The sequence below is a fragment of the Deinococcus sp. YIM 134068 genome (assembly GCF_036543075.1).
GTDB lineage: Bacteria > Deinococcota > Deinococci > Deinococcales > Deinococcaceae > Deinococcus > Deinococcus lichenicola.
On record NZ_JAZHPF010000002.1, the window covers coordinates 184,093 to 198,388 of the forward strand.

General features: G+C 69.7%; 14 protein-coding genes. 6 read left to right on the plus strand and 8 right to left on the minus strand.

Annotation, left to right across the window (positions count from 1 at the left end; translation table 11 throughout):
• Positions 1 to 6: 6 nt before the first annotated feature.
• Genes V3W47_RS03350 through V3W47_RS03360 form a run of 3 tightly spaced genes read right to left on the minus strand, consistent with a single transcriptional unit; the run spans position 7 to position 1,479 of the window.
• Complete coding sequence (locus V3W47_RS03350) at positions 7 to 327, minus strand: hypothetical protein (RefSeq protein ID WP_331823751.1); 321 nt, start codon at positions 325 to 327, stop codon at positions 7 to 9.
• Positions 324 to 536: a ribbon-helix-helix protein, CopG family gene (locus tag V3W47_RS03355; protein WP_331823752.1), complete on the minus strand. Its 213-nt coding sequence runs from the start codon at positions 534 to 536 to the stop codon at positions 324 to 326. The genes V3W47_RS03350 and V3W47_RS03355 overlap by 4 nt, the downstream gene beginning before the upstream one ends.
• Before the next feature lie 22 nt (positions 537 to 558).
• On the minus strand, positions 559 to 1,479 hold the full coding sequence (locus V3W47_RS03360; RefSeq protein WP_331823753.1) for an N-acetylglucosamine kinase: 921 nt from the start codon (positions 1,477 to 1,479) through the stop codon (positions 559 to 561).
• 115 nt (positions 1,480 to 1,594) lie between these two features.
• Here V3W47_RS03360 and V3W47_RS03365 point away from each other — a divergent pair, with 115 nt between their 5' ends.
• A complete protein-coding gene (locus V3W47_RS03365; protein WP_331823754.1) occupies positions 1,595 to 2,362 on the plus strand; it encodes a sulfite exporter TauE/SafE family protein in 768 nt (255 codons plus the stop codon).
• Positions 2,363 to 2,467: 105 nt separating this feature from the next.
• On the opposite strand, the gene V3W47_RS03370 is transcribed toward V3W47_RS03365, so the two are convergent.
• From V3W47_RS03370 to V3W47_RS03385, 4 genes are all read right to left on the minus strand, one after another.
• Positions 2,468 to 3,994, minus strand: coding sequence for a family 10 glycosylhydrolase (locus tag V3W47_RS03370; protein ID WP_331823755.1), 1,527 nt, complete (start codon positions 3,992 to 3,994; stop codon positions 2,468 to 2,470).
• Between the two features lie 253 nt (positions 3,995 to 4,247).
• On the minus strand, positions 4,248 to 5,348 hold the full coding sequence (locus tag V3W47_RS03375) for an ABC transporter permease (protein ID WP_331823756.1): 1,101 nt from the start codon (positions 5,346 to 5,348) through the stop codon (positions 4,248 to 4,250).
• 91 nt (positions 5,349 to 5,439) lie between these two features.
• Complete coding sequence (locus V3W47_RS03380; RefSeq protein WP_331823757.1) at positions 5,440 to 6,411, minus strand: ABC transporter permease; 972 nt, start codon at positions 6,409 to 6,411, stop codon at positions 5,440 to 5,442.
• Positions 6,412 to 6,548: 137 nt separating this feature from the next.
• The gene (locus V3W47_RS03385) at positions 6,549 to 8,303 is read right to left on the minus strand and encodes an ABC transporter substrate-binding protein (RefSeq protein WP_331823758.1); all 1,755 of its coding nucleotides are present in this window, start codon (positions 8,301 to 8,303) and stop codon (positions 6,549 to 6,551) included.
• Positions 8,304 to 8,436: 133 nt separating this feature from the next.
• Between V3W47_RS03385 and V3W47_RS03390 the strand changes: the two genes are divergently transcribed.
• The 4 genes from V3W47_RS03390 to V3W47_RS03405 are packed head-to-tail and all read left to right on the plus strand — an operon-like array spanning position 8,437 to position 11,346.
• The gene (locus V3W47_RS03390; protein WP_331823759.1) at positions 8,437 to 9,213 is read left to right on the plus strand and encodes a GntR family transcriptional regulator; all 777 of its coding nucleotides are present in this window, start codon (positions 8,437 to 8,439) and stop codon (positions 9,211 to 9,213) included.
• Complete coding sequence (locus V3W47_RS03395; RefSeq protein WP_331823760.1) at positions 9,210 to 9,398, plus strand: hypothetical protein; 189 nt, start codon at positions 9,210 to 9,212, stop codon at positions 9,396 to 9,398. Before V3W47_RS03390 ends, V3W47_RS03395 begins: the two co-directional genes overlap by 4 nt.
• A complete protein-coding gene (murQ, locus tag V3W47_RS03400) occupies positions 9,395 to 10,315 on the plus strand; it encodes an N-acetylmuramic acid 6-phosphate etherase (RefSeq protein WP_331823761.1) in 921 nt (306 codons plus the stop codon). The genes V3W47_RS03395 and murQ overlap by 4 nt, the downstream gene beginning before the upstream one ends.
• Positions 10,312 to 11,346 (plus strand): serine hydrolase domain-containing protein, encoded by a 1,035-nt coding sequence (locus V3W47_RS03405; RefSeq protein ID WP_331823762.1) that lies wholly within the window; start codon positions 10,312 to 10,314, stop codon positions 11,344 to 11,346. The genes murQ and V3W47_RS03405 overlap by 4 nt, the downstream gene beginning before the upstream one ends.
• Before the next feature lie 234 nt (positions 11,347 to 11,580).
• Here V3W47_RS03405 and V3W47_RS03410 read toward each other — a convergent pair whose 3' ends face one another.
• Entirely contained in the window at positions 11,581 to 12,009 is a 429-nt protein-coding gene (locus tag V3W47_RS03410; RefSeq protein WP_503623864.1) for an HU family DNA-binding protein, read from the minus strand.
• 378 nt (positions 12,010 to 12,387) lie between these two features.
• Between V3W47_RS03410 and V3W47_RS03415 the strand changes: the two genes are divergently transcribed.
• Positions 12,388 to 14,070 carry a long-chain fatty acid--CoA ligase gene (locus tag V3W47_RS03415; RefSeq protein WP_331823764.1) on the plus strand — a complete coding sequence of 561 codons (1,683 nt, stop codon included), beginning with the start codon at positions 12,388 to 12,390 and terminating at the stop codon, positions 14,068 to 14,070.
• The last annotated feature ends 226 nt before the right edge of the window (positions 14,071 to 14,296 follow it).

Sequence of the window (14,296 nt, forward strand, 5' to 3'; positions counted from 1 at the left end):
CGGCGGTCACGAGGGCAGGAAGGCCGAGGCGACCACGACCTGAAACATCTCTCGGTAACGCTGCTGGTGGAGGTCGGAGAGCTTCTGGTAGGCCTGGACCGTCTCGTCCGTGACCGTCACCGGATAGCTCGGGGCGGTGTAGAGCCAAGAACCCATGATCATCAACGTGAAGACGACGCCGACTCCGATCAGGACCATCAGGACTTGCAGGGCAGCGTTTTGCAGGGCGGGGAGCGCCCGGTTCTCGCCGGGATTCAGGGTCCGGTCTCTGGGATCAGAAGAAATCGGAGGTTCCGAGCCTCCAATCTTGATGTCCGGGCCGCTCAAAGGATGATGACCCTCTGCTCCTCGCCGCTCCGGTCCCGCTTGCGAAGCACCAGCTCCTCGTCGGGCGAGACGATCCGGCGCAGATTGGCATAACCCGTCAAAGCTCGCCGCACCGCCTCGGCCTTACTGATGCCCTGATCACGGGCCATCTCGCTCATCACCTCGTCCAGTCCGGGACCGAGTTCCAGGTTGAAACGTGATTTGCCCATAGCGTCCTCCTTTCCCCCAATCTTACATCAAGTCGACATCATTCTCCCGCAGCATCCCCAACGCCACCCGCGCCGCCGCCTCGCTGTGGTCGCGGTGCCGCACCGTCACGCCGGGCAGGTGCCGGGCGAGGAGGGCAGGGAAGTGGGGACTGACCCGCAGCGCCCCCCCCGTTGCGGTGACGGGCAGCGGGCCGACACGCCCCCGCACCCGGCGCGCGAGGTCGGCGAGGGCACGGGCGGCCTCGTCCAGCAGGGCCAGAGCCACCCGGTCTCCCCCATCGGCGGCGCGGCCCACGGCGGGCGCGAGGGAGGCGATGGCGGCGGCCCCCGGCATGCCGTAGGTAAAGGCGCGCAGGGTGTCCCAGTCCAGCCAGCCCGTCACATCCGAGATCTCGGCGGCGAGTGGGGAGGCGGGCACCTCCCCCTCATCCAGCCGGTCGGTGAGCCAGCGGAGCGCCGCTCGCCCGAGGCTGAAGCCCCCGCCGTCGTCCCCGAGGCGGTAGCCGCGCCCGCCCGCCCGCACGACCTCTCCAGCCCGCGTGACGTGGTAGGCGATGCTGCCCGTACCCGCATAGAGCAGGATGCCCGCGCCCGGTGTCAGATGCGCCCGGTAGGCGAGGTCGAGGTCGCCCTCCACGCTCACCCGGTCCGGTGAGAGATTCAGGGCCTCGGCAAGTGCGTTCTGTGCAGTGTGAGCGGCGGCACTGCCCGCACTCAGGCCGGGGAGGCCGGCGTGTATGGCCGCTGGACGCTCGGGGAGGGCGTCGGCCAGAGTTTGAAGAGTTTGCTGTCCCGCCCCCGTTCCCAGCAGCGCGGCGGTCAGGGGTGGGACGACCCCACGGGCGACGGGCACGCCCCTTCGCGCCAGCGTCCATTTCGTCCCGCTGCCGCCCGCATCCAGCCCGAGGGTGAGCGGAGGGCGGGGCGACTCCTCCGGGGTCATGCCGGGAGTGTAGGGCAGCGGGAAGGTGCCCACCCCAACAACGCGGCGGCAGGCTTGTTCCCCCTTCTGATCGGTGGGGACGGACGACGGACGGAAGGCCGGGGCAGCCTCTTGCATGTCCTTCGACCCCTGGCAGTACGCGCTGGGCACCGTGGCCGCCCTCCTGATCGGCTTTTCCAAGACGGGCGTGCCGGGGGCGGGCATCCTCGTCGTGCCGCTGATGGCGCAGGTGTTCGGCGCGCGGCTGTCTGTGGGGGCGACGCTACCGCTGCTGCTGCTCGGGGACTGCTTCGCGGTGGCCTTTTACCGCCGGGACGCGGACTGGGCGTGGCTGCGCCGCATCGCCCCGTGGGTGACGGGCGGGCTGTTCGTCGGGGCCGTCACCCTCAAGGTGCTCGGCGACCTGCGCCTCCCGTCGGACCCCCTCGGCCCGGTCATCGGCGTGCTCATCCTCGCCATGCTCGCCCTGACGCTGCTGCGCGGGAGGCTGGGCGACCGGCTGCGGCCCCACTCGCCCACGGGAACGGTGCTGACGGGCGTGCTGGCGGGCTTCTCCACGATGGTGTCGAACGCGGCGGGGCCGGTCATGGCGATCTTCATGACGGCGGCGGGGCTGCCGAAGGAGCGGCTGCTGGGCACGTCGGCCTGGACCTTCCTCATCTTCAATCTGGCGAAAGTGCCCCTGTTGCTGCTGCTCACGGCAGACAACCCCGCCGAGCCACTCTTCACCCCCGAGACGTTCCTCTTCGGTCTGACGCTCGTGCCCGCCCTGGGACTGGGGGCGCTCGTCGGGCGAGTCCTGCTGCCGTTCATCCCCGAGCGGGGCTTCAGCCTGCTCGTGCTGGGGCTGTCGGCGGTGGCGGCGGTGCGGCTGATCGTGTGACGCCGCATGGCCGGAGAAACCAGACCCAGCGTCATGACAGCCTGGGCAAGGCTCCCTCCCACGGTTCGAAGCCGACGGCCCACGGCTCCCCGCTCAGACGGGCGCTCAGGGCACCGTCAGCGCCGCCAGCTCCGTCACCCGGCCCGCCTCCGCCGTCACCAGCTCGCCCGTCACCCCGCCCACCTCCACCCGCACGGCCCGCTCCGGCACGCGCAGGAAGCCGTAGCCGCCCACCCCGTTCGTCGTCGTGCGGGCGACCTCCTCGCCCGACTCGCCCAGGAGGCGCACCGTCCGCCCGCCGAGAGGGGCCGTGCCCGCCGTCGTCAGCGTGCCGCGCAGCGCCCGCAGCGCCGAGGGGTCGGGGCGGGTCCAGCGGGCGGGGGTCTCGAAGGGGCCGCCCGGCCCGGCGATCCTGGCGATGAGTTCGGGCAGCACCTCGGCGGTCGTGCGCTTCCCGGCGTTCACGTCGGCGTCGGGCGTGCGGTAGGAGTACCCGGCCCAGCCCAGGCCGAGCGTGCGGGCCTTGCGAATCTGGTCGAGCGTGCTGTCCTGATCGTTGAGGTAGATGGACGCCCCGCTCACCTGCCCGACCCCCGGCGAGCGCACCTTCAATCCCGCCGCGTAGGCCGCCCAGGTGTTGAACCACCCCGCCTGCTCGGGCACGAAGTCGCGCTTGTAGTTCATCATCACGTTGAGGTCGAGGTAGCCCTCGCGCACCCAGGTCAGCCAGTCCTGCAAGACCTCGTTGTAGGTCCGGGTCGTCGTGAAGGCGTCGTCGGTCGTCGGCCCCACCGTGTAGGTGATGGTCGCGGCGTTGACGCTCACGTCGGGCTTGACGGCCTTCACCGCCAGCGCCGTGTCGCGCACGAGGTTCGTGATCTGGGTGCGTCGCCACTCCGACCACGCGCGGTCCTCCGGGGCGGGTGTGCCCGTCGCTCCCGTCTCCGCGCGGAAGCGGGCGAGCGCCGTCTCGTTGTAGCCCCACTGGGACGGCCCGCCCACCGGGTTGAAGTCCGGGTAACGCACCCGGTCGAACTGAATGCCGTCCACGTCGTAATTCTGCACGACGGACACATACATGTCCTTGATGTATTCGGCGGCGTCGGGGTGGCCGGGGTCGAGGAGCCAGTCGTTCCCCGCCTTGAGGGTGGCGTCGGCCTTCACCATCATCCAGTTGTCGCGCCCCGCCTTGTCCGGGCCGTGCGCGTTGAAGGCGTGGGCGGGGCTGGTCGGCGGTGTCGTGGAGTTCCAGATCGCCGTCGTGATGATCCAGGCGTGGACCTGAAGGCCCGCCGCGTGCCCCTTCGTGATGAGGTCGGCGAGTGGGTCAAATCCGGCGAGCACGGCGGGGTCGTCCGTCGGCGGCATGGCGGCCTTCAGGCAGTAGCAGTCGCCCCGGCGGCCCACCTGCGCGAAGAGGACGTTGACGTTCATCGCGCGGGCGTCGGCGATGAGCTGGTCCACCTCGGCGGGCGTCTTGAGGCCGGGACCGAAGGCGTCCACCCACAGGCCGCGCAGTTCCAGCGGCGCGTTGGCCGGAATAGGTGCGGGTGCAGTCGGAGCGGGCGTGGGCGTCGTCTGAGCGGCGGCGACGGACAGGCTCAGCAGGGCGGACAGGAGAGCGGTTTTCATGGTTTGCCCCACAGCATGACGGATGGAAGGCGATTGGGGGTGGAGGTCGGGCGGGGTCTGTCTATGGGCGGGACGGCGAGGGGAGTTGATGGGTTCGGTTGCTGGGGTGCCAGGCCCGCTCACCCCCTCCCGGCCTCCCCCCTCAAGGGGGAGGAGCTAAAAAGCCCAAGCTGTCGCTCTTTTCTCCCTCTCCCCTCGTGGGAGAGGGCCGGGGTGAGGGGGCGACGTGGCGACTCCACCGCCCAAGTCCCCCCTACCCCCGACTTTGCGTGTCCGCCGCATCCCGCAGCGCGTCCCCGAAGAAGTTAAAGGCGAGCACCGCCAGGAAGATGAACAGGCCCGGAATCAGCAGCCACGGATAGAGCCGCAGCGTCTGGAAGTTCTGCGCGTCCTTGAGCAGGAGACCCCACGAGGTCATCGGCTCCTTGATGCCCAGCCCCAGGAAGCTCAGGGCGCTCTCTCCCAGGATGTAGCCCGGCAGCGCGAGTGTGGCCGTCACCACCAGGAAGGAACTCAGGTTGGGCGTGATGTGCCGCAGGATCACCCGCAGGTCGCGGGCACCGATGGCCTGCGCGGCGGTGACGTACTCCACCCCCCGCGCGGCGAGCACCTGCCCCCGCACCACCCGCGCCAGCCCCGCCCACCCGATCAGGGACAGCACCGCCACGATGCCCACGTACACCCACGTACTCGGCCACCGCGCGGGGATGAGCGTGGAGAGAGCGAGCAGGATGGGCAGGCGCGGAAAGGAGAGCAGCACCTCCACCGTCCGTTGAATCAGGTTGTCGATCCAGCCGCCGTAATAGCCGCTGACGCCGCCCAGAACGATGCCGATGGCGAACGAGATCAGCACGCCGATCACGCCCACCGTCAGGCTGACCTGTCCGCCCACGAGCGTCCGGGAGAGCAGGTCGCGCCCCAGTTGGTCGGTGCCGAGCGGGAAGAAGGTGTTCCCTTCCGGCACCCCGAAGAGGTGGATGTTGGAGCGCAGGCCGAGCAGGCGGTATTCGTCGCCACGCACGAAGAGGCGGATGGGCACGGGGTTCTGCCGGTCCTCCACGTTCTTGCGGGCAAACGTCACCGGGTCGCGTTCCTGCTTGAAACCGTAGACGAAGGGAGAGCGGAGTTGCCCCTCGTGGACGATGTGGACCCGTTGCGGCGGCTGGTAACTCGCCTCCTCGTGCTGCGTGGTGATGCCGTAGGGCGCGAGGAAGGGAGAGAACAGCGCCAGCCCGTACAGCACCAGCAGCAGCCACCCGCCGACTACACCGAGCCGTGACTTGCGGTAGCGCCGCCACGCGAGCGCCCACGGGGAGGGGGTGACGGGAGTGGGGGTGGTGGGGAGGGCGGTCATGGGTGCCCTCGGCAGCTTGTCGCCTGTAGCTTGTCGCTTGTAGAAAGTTCCCCGTCTTTTTCCACGAGCCACGAGCTACACGCCACAAGCCTCACGCATACCTCACGCGCGGGTCCGCCCACGCCAGCGCGAGGTCGGCCAGCAGGTTGCCCACGAGGAGCAGGAACGCGCTCAGCATCAGCAGAGTCAACGCCGTGTACTGGTCCTTGTTGATCAGGCTGTCGTACAGCAGCGGGCCGATGGTCGGGAGATTGAGGACGATGGAGATGATGATGGTGCCGCTGATGAGGGTGGGCAGGCTCAGCCCCGCGAGGCTGATGAGGGGATTGATCGCGTTGCGGACGGCGTGACGCCACACCACGCGGTTTTGCGGCAGCCCCTTCGCCCGCGCCGTGCGGATGTAATCCTGGCTCAGCACGTCGAGCGTGGAGGCGCGCATCTGGCGCATCAGGCCCGCGACGCCCTCCAGCCCGATGGCGAGAATCGGAATCCACAGGTGGTTGAGGAGGTCCAGCACCCGCGCCCACGACCACGGCGCGTCGATGTAGTCCGGGCTGAAGAGGCCGCCCACGTTCGTCCCCCCGAATTGCAGCACGAGCGCGACCAGCAGCAGCGCCGCGAGGAAGTCGGGGATGGCGAGGCCGATGTAGCCGAGGAAGTTCGCCACGCTCGCCGCGAGGCCGTGACGGTTGAAGGCCGTGTACAGCCCCAGCGGCACGGCGACGATCCATGTGAACACCAACGTAATGACGCTGATGAAGATCGTCCAGCCCATCAGGTCTCCAATGACGCTGACGACCGGGCGGTTTTGCAGGAACGAGTACCCGAAGTCGAACCGGGTGACGACGCCCCACAACCACCGCCCGTACTGCACGATGGCGGGTTGATCCAGCCCGAGCTGACGGCTGATCGCCTCCGCCGTCTCGCGGGAGAAGCGCGGGTCCTCCAGATACTGGTCGGTGAAGCTGCCCGGCTGAAGCTGGATCACCGTGAAGCACACGGCGCTGATGACGAGCAGGGTGGGAATCATGCCGAGAAGTCGGCGGAGGGTGTAGGTCAGCATGGGGGGTCAGGGGTGAGTGGGAAGTGGTCAGTAGGACGCAACAAGTGACCCTCCGAACTGGGGCAGACGCGCTTGGACATGGAACGTGAGTGGTGAGTGGAGCCGAGGTCATCCACTCACCACTCACCACACCCCACTTACTTCTGGTAGATGAGCGGCACCGGGTTGTACCCCGGAATCACCCCGAGGTTGTAGATGTAGTTGCCGTACTTGTTGCTGATCGCGCCGATGTTCTCGGGCTTGGCGAGGGGCGTGACCGGCAGGTTCTGGGCGAAGAGGAGCTGCCAGCGGGTGTACAGCGCCTTGCGGTTGCTGCGGTTGGTGGTCGTCGCCGCGTCGTCGAAAATCTGGTAGATCTGGCGCTCCCAGGGCTGCATCCGGGCCACGTTGGGCTTGTCGCCGTCACGGGCGGGCTGGAGGCTGCGGTGCCAGTAGTACAGCGCGCCGCCGGGCTGCCAGATGGGCTTGCGGAGTTCGGGGTCGGGCTGGTCGCCGAAGGCGTGGAGGATCATCTCCCAGTCGCCGCTCTGCCCGGTGGAGAGCAGGTTCCGGGCGAGGATGCCCTTGAGGTTGACCTTCACCCCCGCTTTGGCGAAGTCGTTCTGGATGATCGTGGCGATGGCCGGGTAGACGCTGGAATCGGTCGCGTAGGTGAGGTCGAACTCCAGGTTGCGCCCACGGGTGATCTCACGCACGCCGTCACCGTTGGTATCCCGCAGGCCCAGCGCGTCCAGCGCCGTGCTGACGGCCCCCAGGTTGAAGGTGCCGAGCTGACGGGTCGTGTTCGCGTACCAGTCCTTGTTGATCGGCGCGACGCCGTGCCCCGGCTGGCTGGCGAGGCCGTTGTACACGGTCTCGATGATGCGCTCGCGGTTCAGGGCACCCTGCATGGCGCGGCGGAAACGGACATCGCTGAAGAGTTTGGCGAGGGCCGAGTCCTTCGCGTCGAAGTTGTACGCCACGAAGGGCGGGCTGCCGAAGAGGGCGGTGGAGCGCGTCACCTTGAAGGCCGCCCCCGCCACCTCGCGGCCCTTGAGGTCGGGGAACTGGGCACCCGTGATGTTGAGCTGGTCCGCGTTCCCGGCGAGGAACTGCGCTACCTGCGCCTGCGGGTCGCGGATGATCAGGAATTCGAGCTGGTTGAGGTAGGGAAGCTGGGTCCCCTTCGCGTCCACCTTCCAGTAGTTCGGGTTCTTGGTCAGCGTGACCTTCTGGCCCGCCGTGTAGTTGCTGAGGCGGAAGGGGCCGGTGCCCACGATCTCGGCGGGGGCGGTGTTGCCGGGCCAGGCGTTGTTGATGTCGGCGGCCTTCGCCCCGCCCTCCTGCGAGAAGCGCAGGAGCTTGTGCTTCGGCATGACGAAGGAGCGCATCTGGAGCAGGAAGGCCGGGCTGGGGCGCGGCAGGACGAACTGCACGGCGTTCGCGCCCGATTTGCGGACCTCGACCTGCTGGCCGTCGAGCTTGAAGGAGGCGGCGTCGCCCGCGCGGGCCTCGGGGTTCATGATGATCTGGCTGTAGGTGAACACCACGTCGTCGGCGGTGAGGGGCTGGCCGTCACTCCACTTCACGCCCTGCCGCATGCGGAAGGTGTACGTTCGCCCATCGGGGCTGACCGTCCACGACTCGGCGAGGGCGGGTTCCACCTTGTACGTCGCGTAGTTGAACTCCACCAGCCCGTCGAACATCTGCTGCGCGAGCAGGCCGAGGTTGTTGTCGATCACGCCGTAATAGTTCAGGCTCTGCGGGCTGTCGCCGAGGACGAGCGTGTAGGTGCCGCCGGGCTTGCCGTCGGTGACGCCGAGGCTGCCGTAGCCCGTCACCTTCTTGGGCGCGGCGGCAGCGGTTCCGATCAGGGCGAGCGTGACGAGAGCGAGCGTGCTGCGCTTGAGCATGGGGAACCTCCGGGGCAGGGCGTAGGATGGGGTGCGCTTCAAATGGGCTGAAGGTTACGGCTCAGCATAGGACCACTTCCATTCCTCTGCAAGCCTCGCGGCCTGGTGGTCCGCGAGTGGTATGGTCGGGGGGATGTCCTCCTCGTCCCCACCCTGGTTCGTCCCGCTGAACCCGGAGAGCGCCACTCCTGTCTACGTGCAGGTGGCGCAGGGGCTGGCGGCGCGCATCGAGGCGGGCGCTATCGAGCGCGGAAGTGCCCTGCCCGCCGAGCGGGACCTCGCCTCGGCGCTCGGGGTGTCGCGGGTGACGGTGCGGCAGGGGCTGGCACTGCTCGCCCAGCGCGGGTTGTTGACACGGCGGCACGGAAGTGGAACGTTCGTGAATCCACCGTCGCAGGCCGCGTCCGCCCCCCGTTCCCTCGGCCTGCTGACGGGCTTCTCGGAGGACGTGCGCTCGCGGGGAGGCACGCCGGGGGCGCGGGTCCTGGCCTTCGAGTGCGCCCGCCCCACCCCGCAGGAGGCGATGACGCTCGCGCTCTCGCCCACCGATGGGGTGTACCGGGTGCGCCGCCTGCGAACGGCGGACGGCGAGCCGCTGGCCGTGGAGGAGAGCACGCTGCCCGCTGCGACCGTGGGGCCGCTCACCGAGGAGGACGTGACGGACGCCAGCCTGTACGCGCTGCTGCGGGCGCGGGGGCTGAGTCCGGTGCGGGGCGTGCGGCACCTGCGCGCGGTGAACGCCGACCGCCAACTCGCCCGCTGGCTGGGGGTGCCGACGGGCGCGGCGCTGCTCGCCACCGAGCGCGTCTCGTGGACGGTGGGGGGACGGCCCGTGGAACATGCCCGCGCCCACTACCGGGGCGACCGCTCCGACTTCGTGATGGAACTGCACGGCGAGGATGGAACGTGACGGCTCCCCGCGTCCTCGGGTTGATGAGCGGTACGAGCGCGGACGCGGCACGCGGGGCGGCGTTCGCCTTCCTGGGTTACGTGCGAGCGCAGGGCTGGACGAACACGCTGCCGCAGGTGACGGGCGCGCGGGTCGCCGTGAGCGCCGGCAAACTCCTGCTCCCACCCCCGGAGGCCAATCCATGACGAGCGAGCCGACCTCTCCCCCACCCACCGACCCCCGCCGCACCGAGGGTCTGCACCCGGCGTATCCCGACCTCGACCGCCTGGACCCCCTCGCGCTCGTGCGGGCTTTCACCGACGACCAGCGGGACGCCGTGGAGGTTGTGCGGGCGGCGGCCCCGGCCCTCGCGCGGGCGGTGGAGGCGGCGCTGCCCCGGCTGGAGCGCGGCGGGCGTCTCGTCTATGCGGGCGCGGGCACGAGCGGACGCCTCGGCGTGCTGGACGCGACCGAACTCACCCCGACCTTCTCCTGGCCGCCCGAGCGGGCCGTGCCCCTCATCGCCGGGGGCGAGCGGGCCATCCGGCAGGCGGTGGAGGGGGCGGAGGACCGCGAGGGGGGCGGGGCGGAGGACGTGCGCGCGGCGGAGGTCGGACCGGACGACGTTCTCATCGCCGTTGCCGCGAGCGGGACTACGCCCTACGCGCTGGGGGCGATAGCGGAAGCACGGAGGCGAGGGGCGCTCACCGTGGGCATCGCCAACAATCCGGGGACGCCCCTCCTCGCCGCCGCCGAGTGCCCAATCCTGCTGGACACCGGGCCGGAGGTCATCGGCGGCAGCACGCGTCTCAAGGCCGGGACCGCGCAGAAGATCGCCCTGAACACCCTGTCGAGCGCCCTGATGGTGCGGCTGGGCAAGGTCTACGGCAACCTGATGGTGGACGTGCGGGCGAGCAACGCCAAGCTGGAGGGCCGCGCCCTGCGCCTGACCCGTCACGCGACGGGGGCGGGCGAGGAGGAGGCACGGGCAGCCCTGGCAGCGGCGGGCGGACGGGTGAAGACGGCCATCGTCATGCTGCGCCTCGGCGTGGACGCGGCGGAGGCCGACGCCCGGCTCATGGCGGCGGGCGGGCACGCGCGGGCCGCGTTGGGGGAAGGGTGATTCCGGGGCGCACTCAAGCCCTGCTGAACCGCGCCGTTCGGGAACAGGGCCTCTGCGGCGCGGCCCTCGGCGTGGTGGATACGGACGGACGGCAGGGCACGTTCCTCGTCGGACAGGCGGCCCGCGAACCGGAAGTCGCCCCACTGGACGAGGGGACGTGGTGGGACCTCGCCAGCCTCACCAAGCCGCTGTTCACCGCGCGGGAGGTGCTCAGGGCGACGGAAGATGGCTTGCTGGACCTCGACGACTCCCTCTCCGCCCACCTCCCCGATCTCGCGTGGATGCAGGAGACGCCGCTCAAGGCCCGCACACTCCGACACCTCCTGACCCACACGGCGGGTCTGCCCGCCTGGGCACCGCTCTACACCTGGGGCGAGGCGGGGACAATTCGCGCCCGGCTCCTTCAGGAACCCTGGCCCCTCACCGAGCCGGGCGGGGTCGTCTACAGCGACCTCGGATACCTGCTGCTGGGCACGGTGCTGGAGCGGGTGCGCGGCAGGCCCCTGCGCGAGTTTGGGCTGGACGAGGGCCTGACCTTCACACCCGACCCGGCCAATAGTGCCGCCACCGAGCGTTGCCCCTGGCGCGGGCGGGTGCTGCGCGGCGAGACGCACGACGAGAACGCCTGGGCGCTGGGCGGCGCACCGGGCCACGCGGGGCTGTTCGGCACGCTGGCCGGGGTGCTGGCCCAGGCCGAACGCCTGTTACGTGGCGGCTGGCTCTCCCCCGCCGCGCAGGCCGCCGCCCTCCGCCCCCACGCGGAAGGCCGAACCCTCGTCTTCGTGAGCGCGGCTCCGGGCTGGAGCGGCGGCGGTCTGTGCGGCCCCCACGCCTTCGGGCACACGGGCTTCACCGGAACAGGGCTGTGGGTGGAGCCGGAACGCGGCCTCGCGTGGGTGCTGCTCACGAACCGCGTGCATCCGTCGCGCCACGGCACGCTCGATATTCAGGCGCTGCGGCGGGCGGTGGGGAATACGTTGCTGGCGGGATGGGGGGAGAGCATGGGCGGCCAGGACGGTCCTCTTGGCTGACCAGGGGAAGACACGCCGTTTACCGTTCTTTCTGTTCCCCCCTCCCCCTGGAACGCTTGACGTGCAAGAGAAAGCGAGCGTACCAGACGTTGTGTGTTTCTCCCTCTCCCCTTGCGGGTGACTCGGAGAGCTGCGAAGCAGAGGGCCGGGGAGAGGGGTGGCGAGCGGAGCCTGCCCGCCTACAAACGAGAAAAACGCCCCACACGGGGGCGCTCTCCTTCAGCCTGTCTTCCCTTACTCCACGATGGCGTCCGCGCCGCCGAGCGATCCCTTGAGGGTGGAGGCGACCTTGAAGGCGACCTTCTTCCCGGCGGGAATCTGAATCTTCTCGCTCGTGCCGGGCCTGACGCCCGTGCGGGCGGCGGTGGCCTTGACGCTCAGGGTGCCCAGGCCGGGCAGCCCCACGCTCTTGCCCCCCTTGATCGCGTCCACGACGACGCCGAGCATCGCGCTCACCGCCTCCTCGCTCTGCTTCTTGGTCAGGCCGGTCTTGTCGGCGACGAGTTCCACGAGCTGGGTCTTGGCGACCTTGCCGCTGCCGCCGCGCCCGGTGTCCGCCGTGGCGACATCATCCACCTCGGTGCGCTCGGCGGCTTTGGCCGTGCGGGTGGAGGCCTTCGCGGCGGGCTTCTTGGCGGGGGCCTTCGTTGATTTTTTCGTCATGGTGGGCAGCATGACATATCTTTTCCCGCGCGTGAAGGGGGTCCGGCGGTGGGAACGCCGACTGGCACGCATCCCAGCCCTGCCGCCAAAAATATTTGTCGTGCTGGCGCAGGTTTTTCAAATGTTTATGAACTCACTATAGATGCTGAGCTTGGGCTGGAAGGCGGTGTGGACGGCCTCTTCGAGGACAGGGCGGAGAGAGAGCAGGGCGGTTTTTGGGGAGGGACCCACCCACCTCATCCGGCCTGGCGAACGGCCAGACCTGCCCACACACGCGCTTTTGCCCTACACTCGGGGCATACATCCCTCAGCCGTTTCAGACGACCGCGCAAAGTTGCGGCGTCCACGTGCCTGTTCCACACCACCGGAGGTTTTGCCATGACCCAAGACGGCCTGCTCCCCGCTCCCACCGAAGTTGCCCAGACGCCCGCACCCCGCTCCTGGCCCGCCGGGAAGCCGCGCACGCTGACGCAGCCGCGCGTGGGCCTGATGCACAACCTGCGCGTGAGCGCCGAGCGCTACCCCGACCGGGCGGCGATGTGGTTCTACGGGCGCGAGCTGAGCTACCGCGAGTTGCGCGAGGGGGCCGAGCGGCTGGCCGGACACCTCGCCGCGCAGGGGGTGGGCCGGGGCGACCGCGTGGCCGTGTGGATGCAGAACAGCCCCGCGTGGGCGATGGCCGCGCACGCCGTCTGGCACCTCGGGGCGGTGGTCGTACCGCTCGCACCCATGTTGCAGGCGCGGGAGTTCGGCTTCTTCCTTCAGGACGCGGGCATTCGCGTCGGCGTGGTCGGGGCGGAGCTGTACGAGCGGGCGAAGCAGGGCGGGCTGGCCCACGCGGTCGTGGCGAACATCATGGCGGGCACGGACGCGGGGCGGTCCGGCGTGCCGCTTCCCGACGGGCTGGACGTGACCCCGCAGCTCCAGGCGGGCGACGTGACGCTGGAGGACGCCCTGACCTCCCACCCCGCCCCCGCCGCCGAGGTCGGGCCGGACGACCTGTGCGTGATGCCGTACACGAGCGGTACGACCGGGCTGCCGAAGGGCTGCATGCACACGCACGGCTCCGTTCAGGCGAACGTCTTCGGGGCGGGCGTGTGGGTGGACGGGAGCGTGGAGGACGTGTTTCTGGCGACCCTGCCCTTCTTCCACGTCACGGGCTTCGTGAACAGCCTGCTCTCGCCCCTGCTGGGCGGCGGAACGGTGGTGGCGATGGCCCGCTGGGACCGGGACGTGGCCCGCACCCTCATCCGCGAGCGCGGCGTGACGATCTGGACGAACACCGCCACGATGGTCATCGACCTGATGGGCAGCCCGAATTTCGACGCGGCGGACCTGAGCAGTCTCCGCAGTGTCACGGGGGGCGGCGCGGCCCTTCCCGCCGCCGTGGGCCAGCGCCTCCACGACCTGACGGGCATCACCTTCTGCGAGGGCTACGGCCTGTCCGAGACGATGGCGCAGACGCACACCAACCCGAAAGGCCGCGCCAAGCTGCAATGCCTGGGCATCCCGCTCTTCGGGGTGGACGCCCGCGTGGTGGACCTCGACACGGGCCGCCAGCTCGGCCCCGGCGAGATCGGCGAGATCGTCATGCACGGCGATCAGGTCATGCGCGGCTACTGGAACCGCCCCGAGGCCACCGCCGAGGCGTTCATGGACATAGGCGGCAAACGCTTCTTCCGCTCGGGTGACCTGGGGTACGTGGACGAGGAGGGCTACTTCTTCTTCACCGACCGCCTCAAGCGCATGGTGAACGTCTCGGGCATGAAGGTCTGGCCCGCCGAGGTGGAAAGTGCGCTCCACGGTCACCCCGCCGTTCAGGAGGCGTGCGTCATCTCGGTCCCCGACGAGCGGACGGGCGAGCGGGCGCGTGCCCTCATCGTCCTCAAGCCCGGTCAGCAGGCCACGGGGCAGGACATCGAGACGTGGGCGCGCGACGTGATGGCGACATACAAGGTGCCCCGCGACTACGTGTTCGTGGACTCCCTGCCGCGTGGCGCGACGGGCAAGGTGGCGTGGCGGCAGCTTCAGGAGCAGGCGCGGGCGCAGATGCAGGGGTGAGGGGATAGGGGTTAGGAGTTAGGGGTTAGGAGAGAGGTCGGGTGGGTGGGCCTCTCTCCTCTTTTCTGAGCGCGTTGTGATCGGGGGCTGATCGGCGAAGGTGGAAGACCGCCCAATTCAGGTCGCATGGAGAAAGGACGTTCTCCTGCGGGCAGTTCGCGGAATCGCCTGCTAACTCACCGGGCCGTAGGCCAGAGGATCGAAGACGATCCTTCACTGCATGGAG

What these genes read in the sequence shown, in the direction of transcription:
- V3W47_RS03355 (WP_331823752.1), bottom strand. Translation starts at nt 536, where the DNA reads ATGGGCAAATCACGTTTCAACCTGGAACTCGGTCCCGGACTGGACGAG.
- V3W47_RS03360 (WP_331823753.1), bottom strand. Translation starts at nt 1,479, where the DNA reads ATGACCCCGGAGGAGTCGCCCCGCCCTCCGCTCACCCTCGGGCTGGAT.
- V3W47_RS03365 (WP_331823754.1), top strand. Translation starts at nt 1,595, where the DNA reads ATGTCCTTCGACCCCTGGCAGTACGCGCTGGGCACCGTGGCCGCCCTC.
- V3W47_RS03370 (WP_331823755.1), bottom strand. Translation starts at nt 3,994, where the DNA reads ATGAAAACCGCTCTCCTGTCCGCCCTGCTGAGCCTGTCCGTCGCCGCC.
- V3W47_RS03375 (WP_331823756.1), bottom strand. Translation starts at nt 5,348, where the DNA reads ATGACCGCCCTCCCCACCACCCCCACTCCCGTCACCCCCTCCCCGTGG.
- V3W47_RS03380 (WP_331823757.1), bottom strand. Translation starts at nt 6,411, where the DNA reads ATGCTGACCTACACCCTCCGCCGACTTCTCGGCATGATTCCCACCCTG.
- V3W47_RS03385 (WP_331823758.1), bottom strand. Translation starts at nt 8,303, where the DNA reads ATGCTCAAGCGCAGCACGCTCGCTCTCGTCACGCTCGCCCTGATCGGA.
- V3W47_RS03390 (WP_331823759.1), top strand. Translation starts at nt 8,437, where the DNA reads ATGTCCTCCTCGTCCCCACCCTGGTTCGTCCCGCTGAACCCGGAGAGC.
- murQ (WP_331823761.1), top strand. Translation starts at nt 9,395, where the DNA reads ATGACGAGCGAGCCGACCTCTCCCCCACCCACCGACCCCCGCCGCACC.
- V3W47_RS03410 (WP_503623864.1), bottom strand. Translation starts at nt 12,009, where the DNA reads ATGACGAAAAAATCAACGAAGGCCCCCGCCAAGAAGCCCGCCGCGAAG.
- V3W47_RS03415 (WP_331823764.1), top strand. Translation starts at nt 12,388, where the DNA reads ATGACCCAAGACGGCCTGCTCCCCGCTCCCACCGAAGTTGCCCAGACG.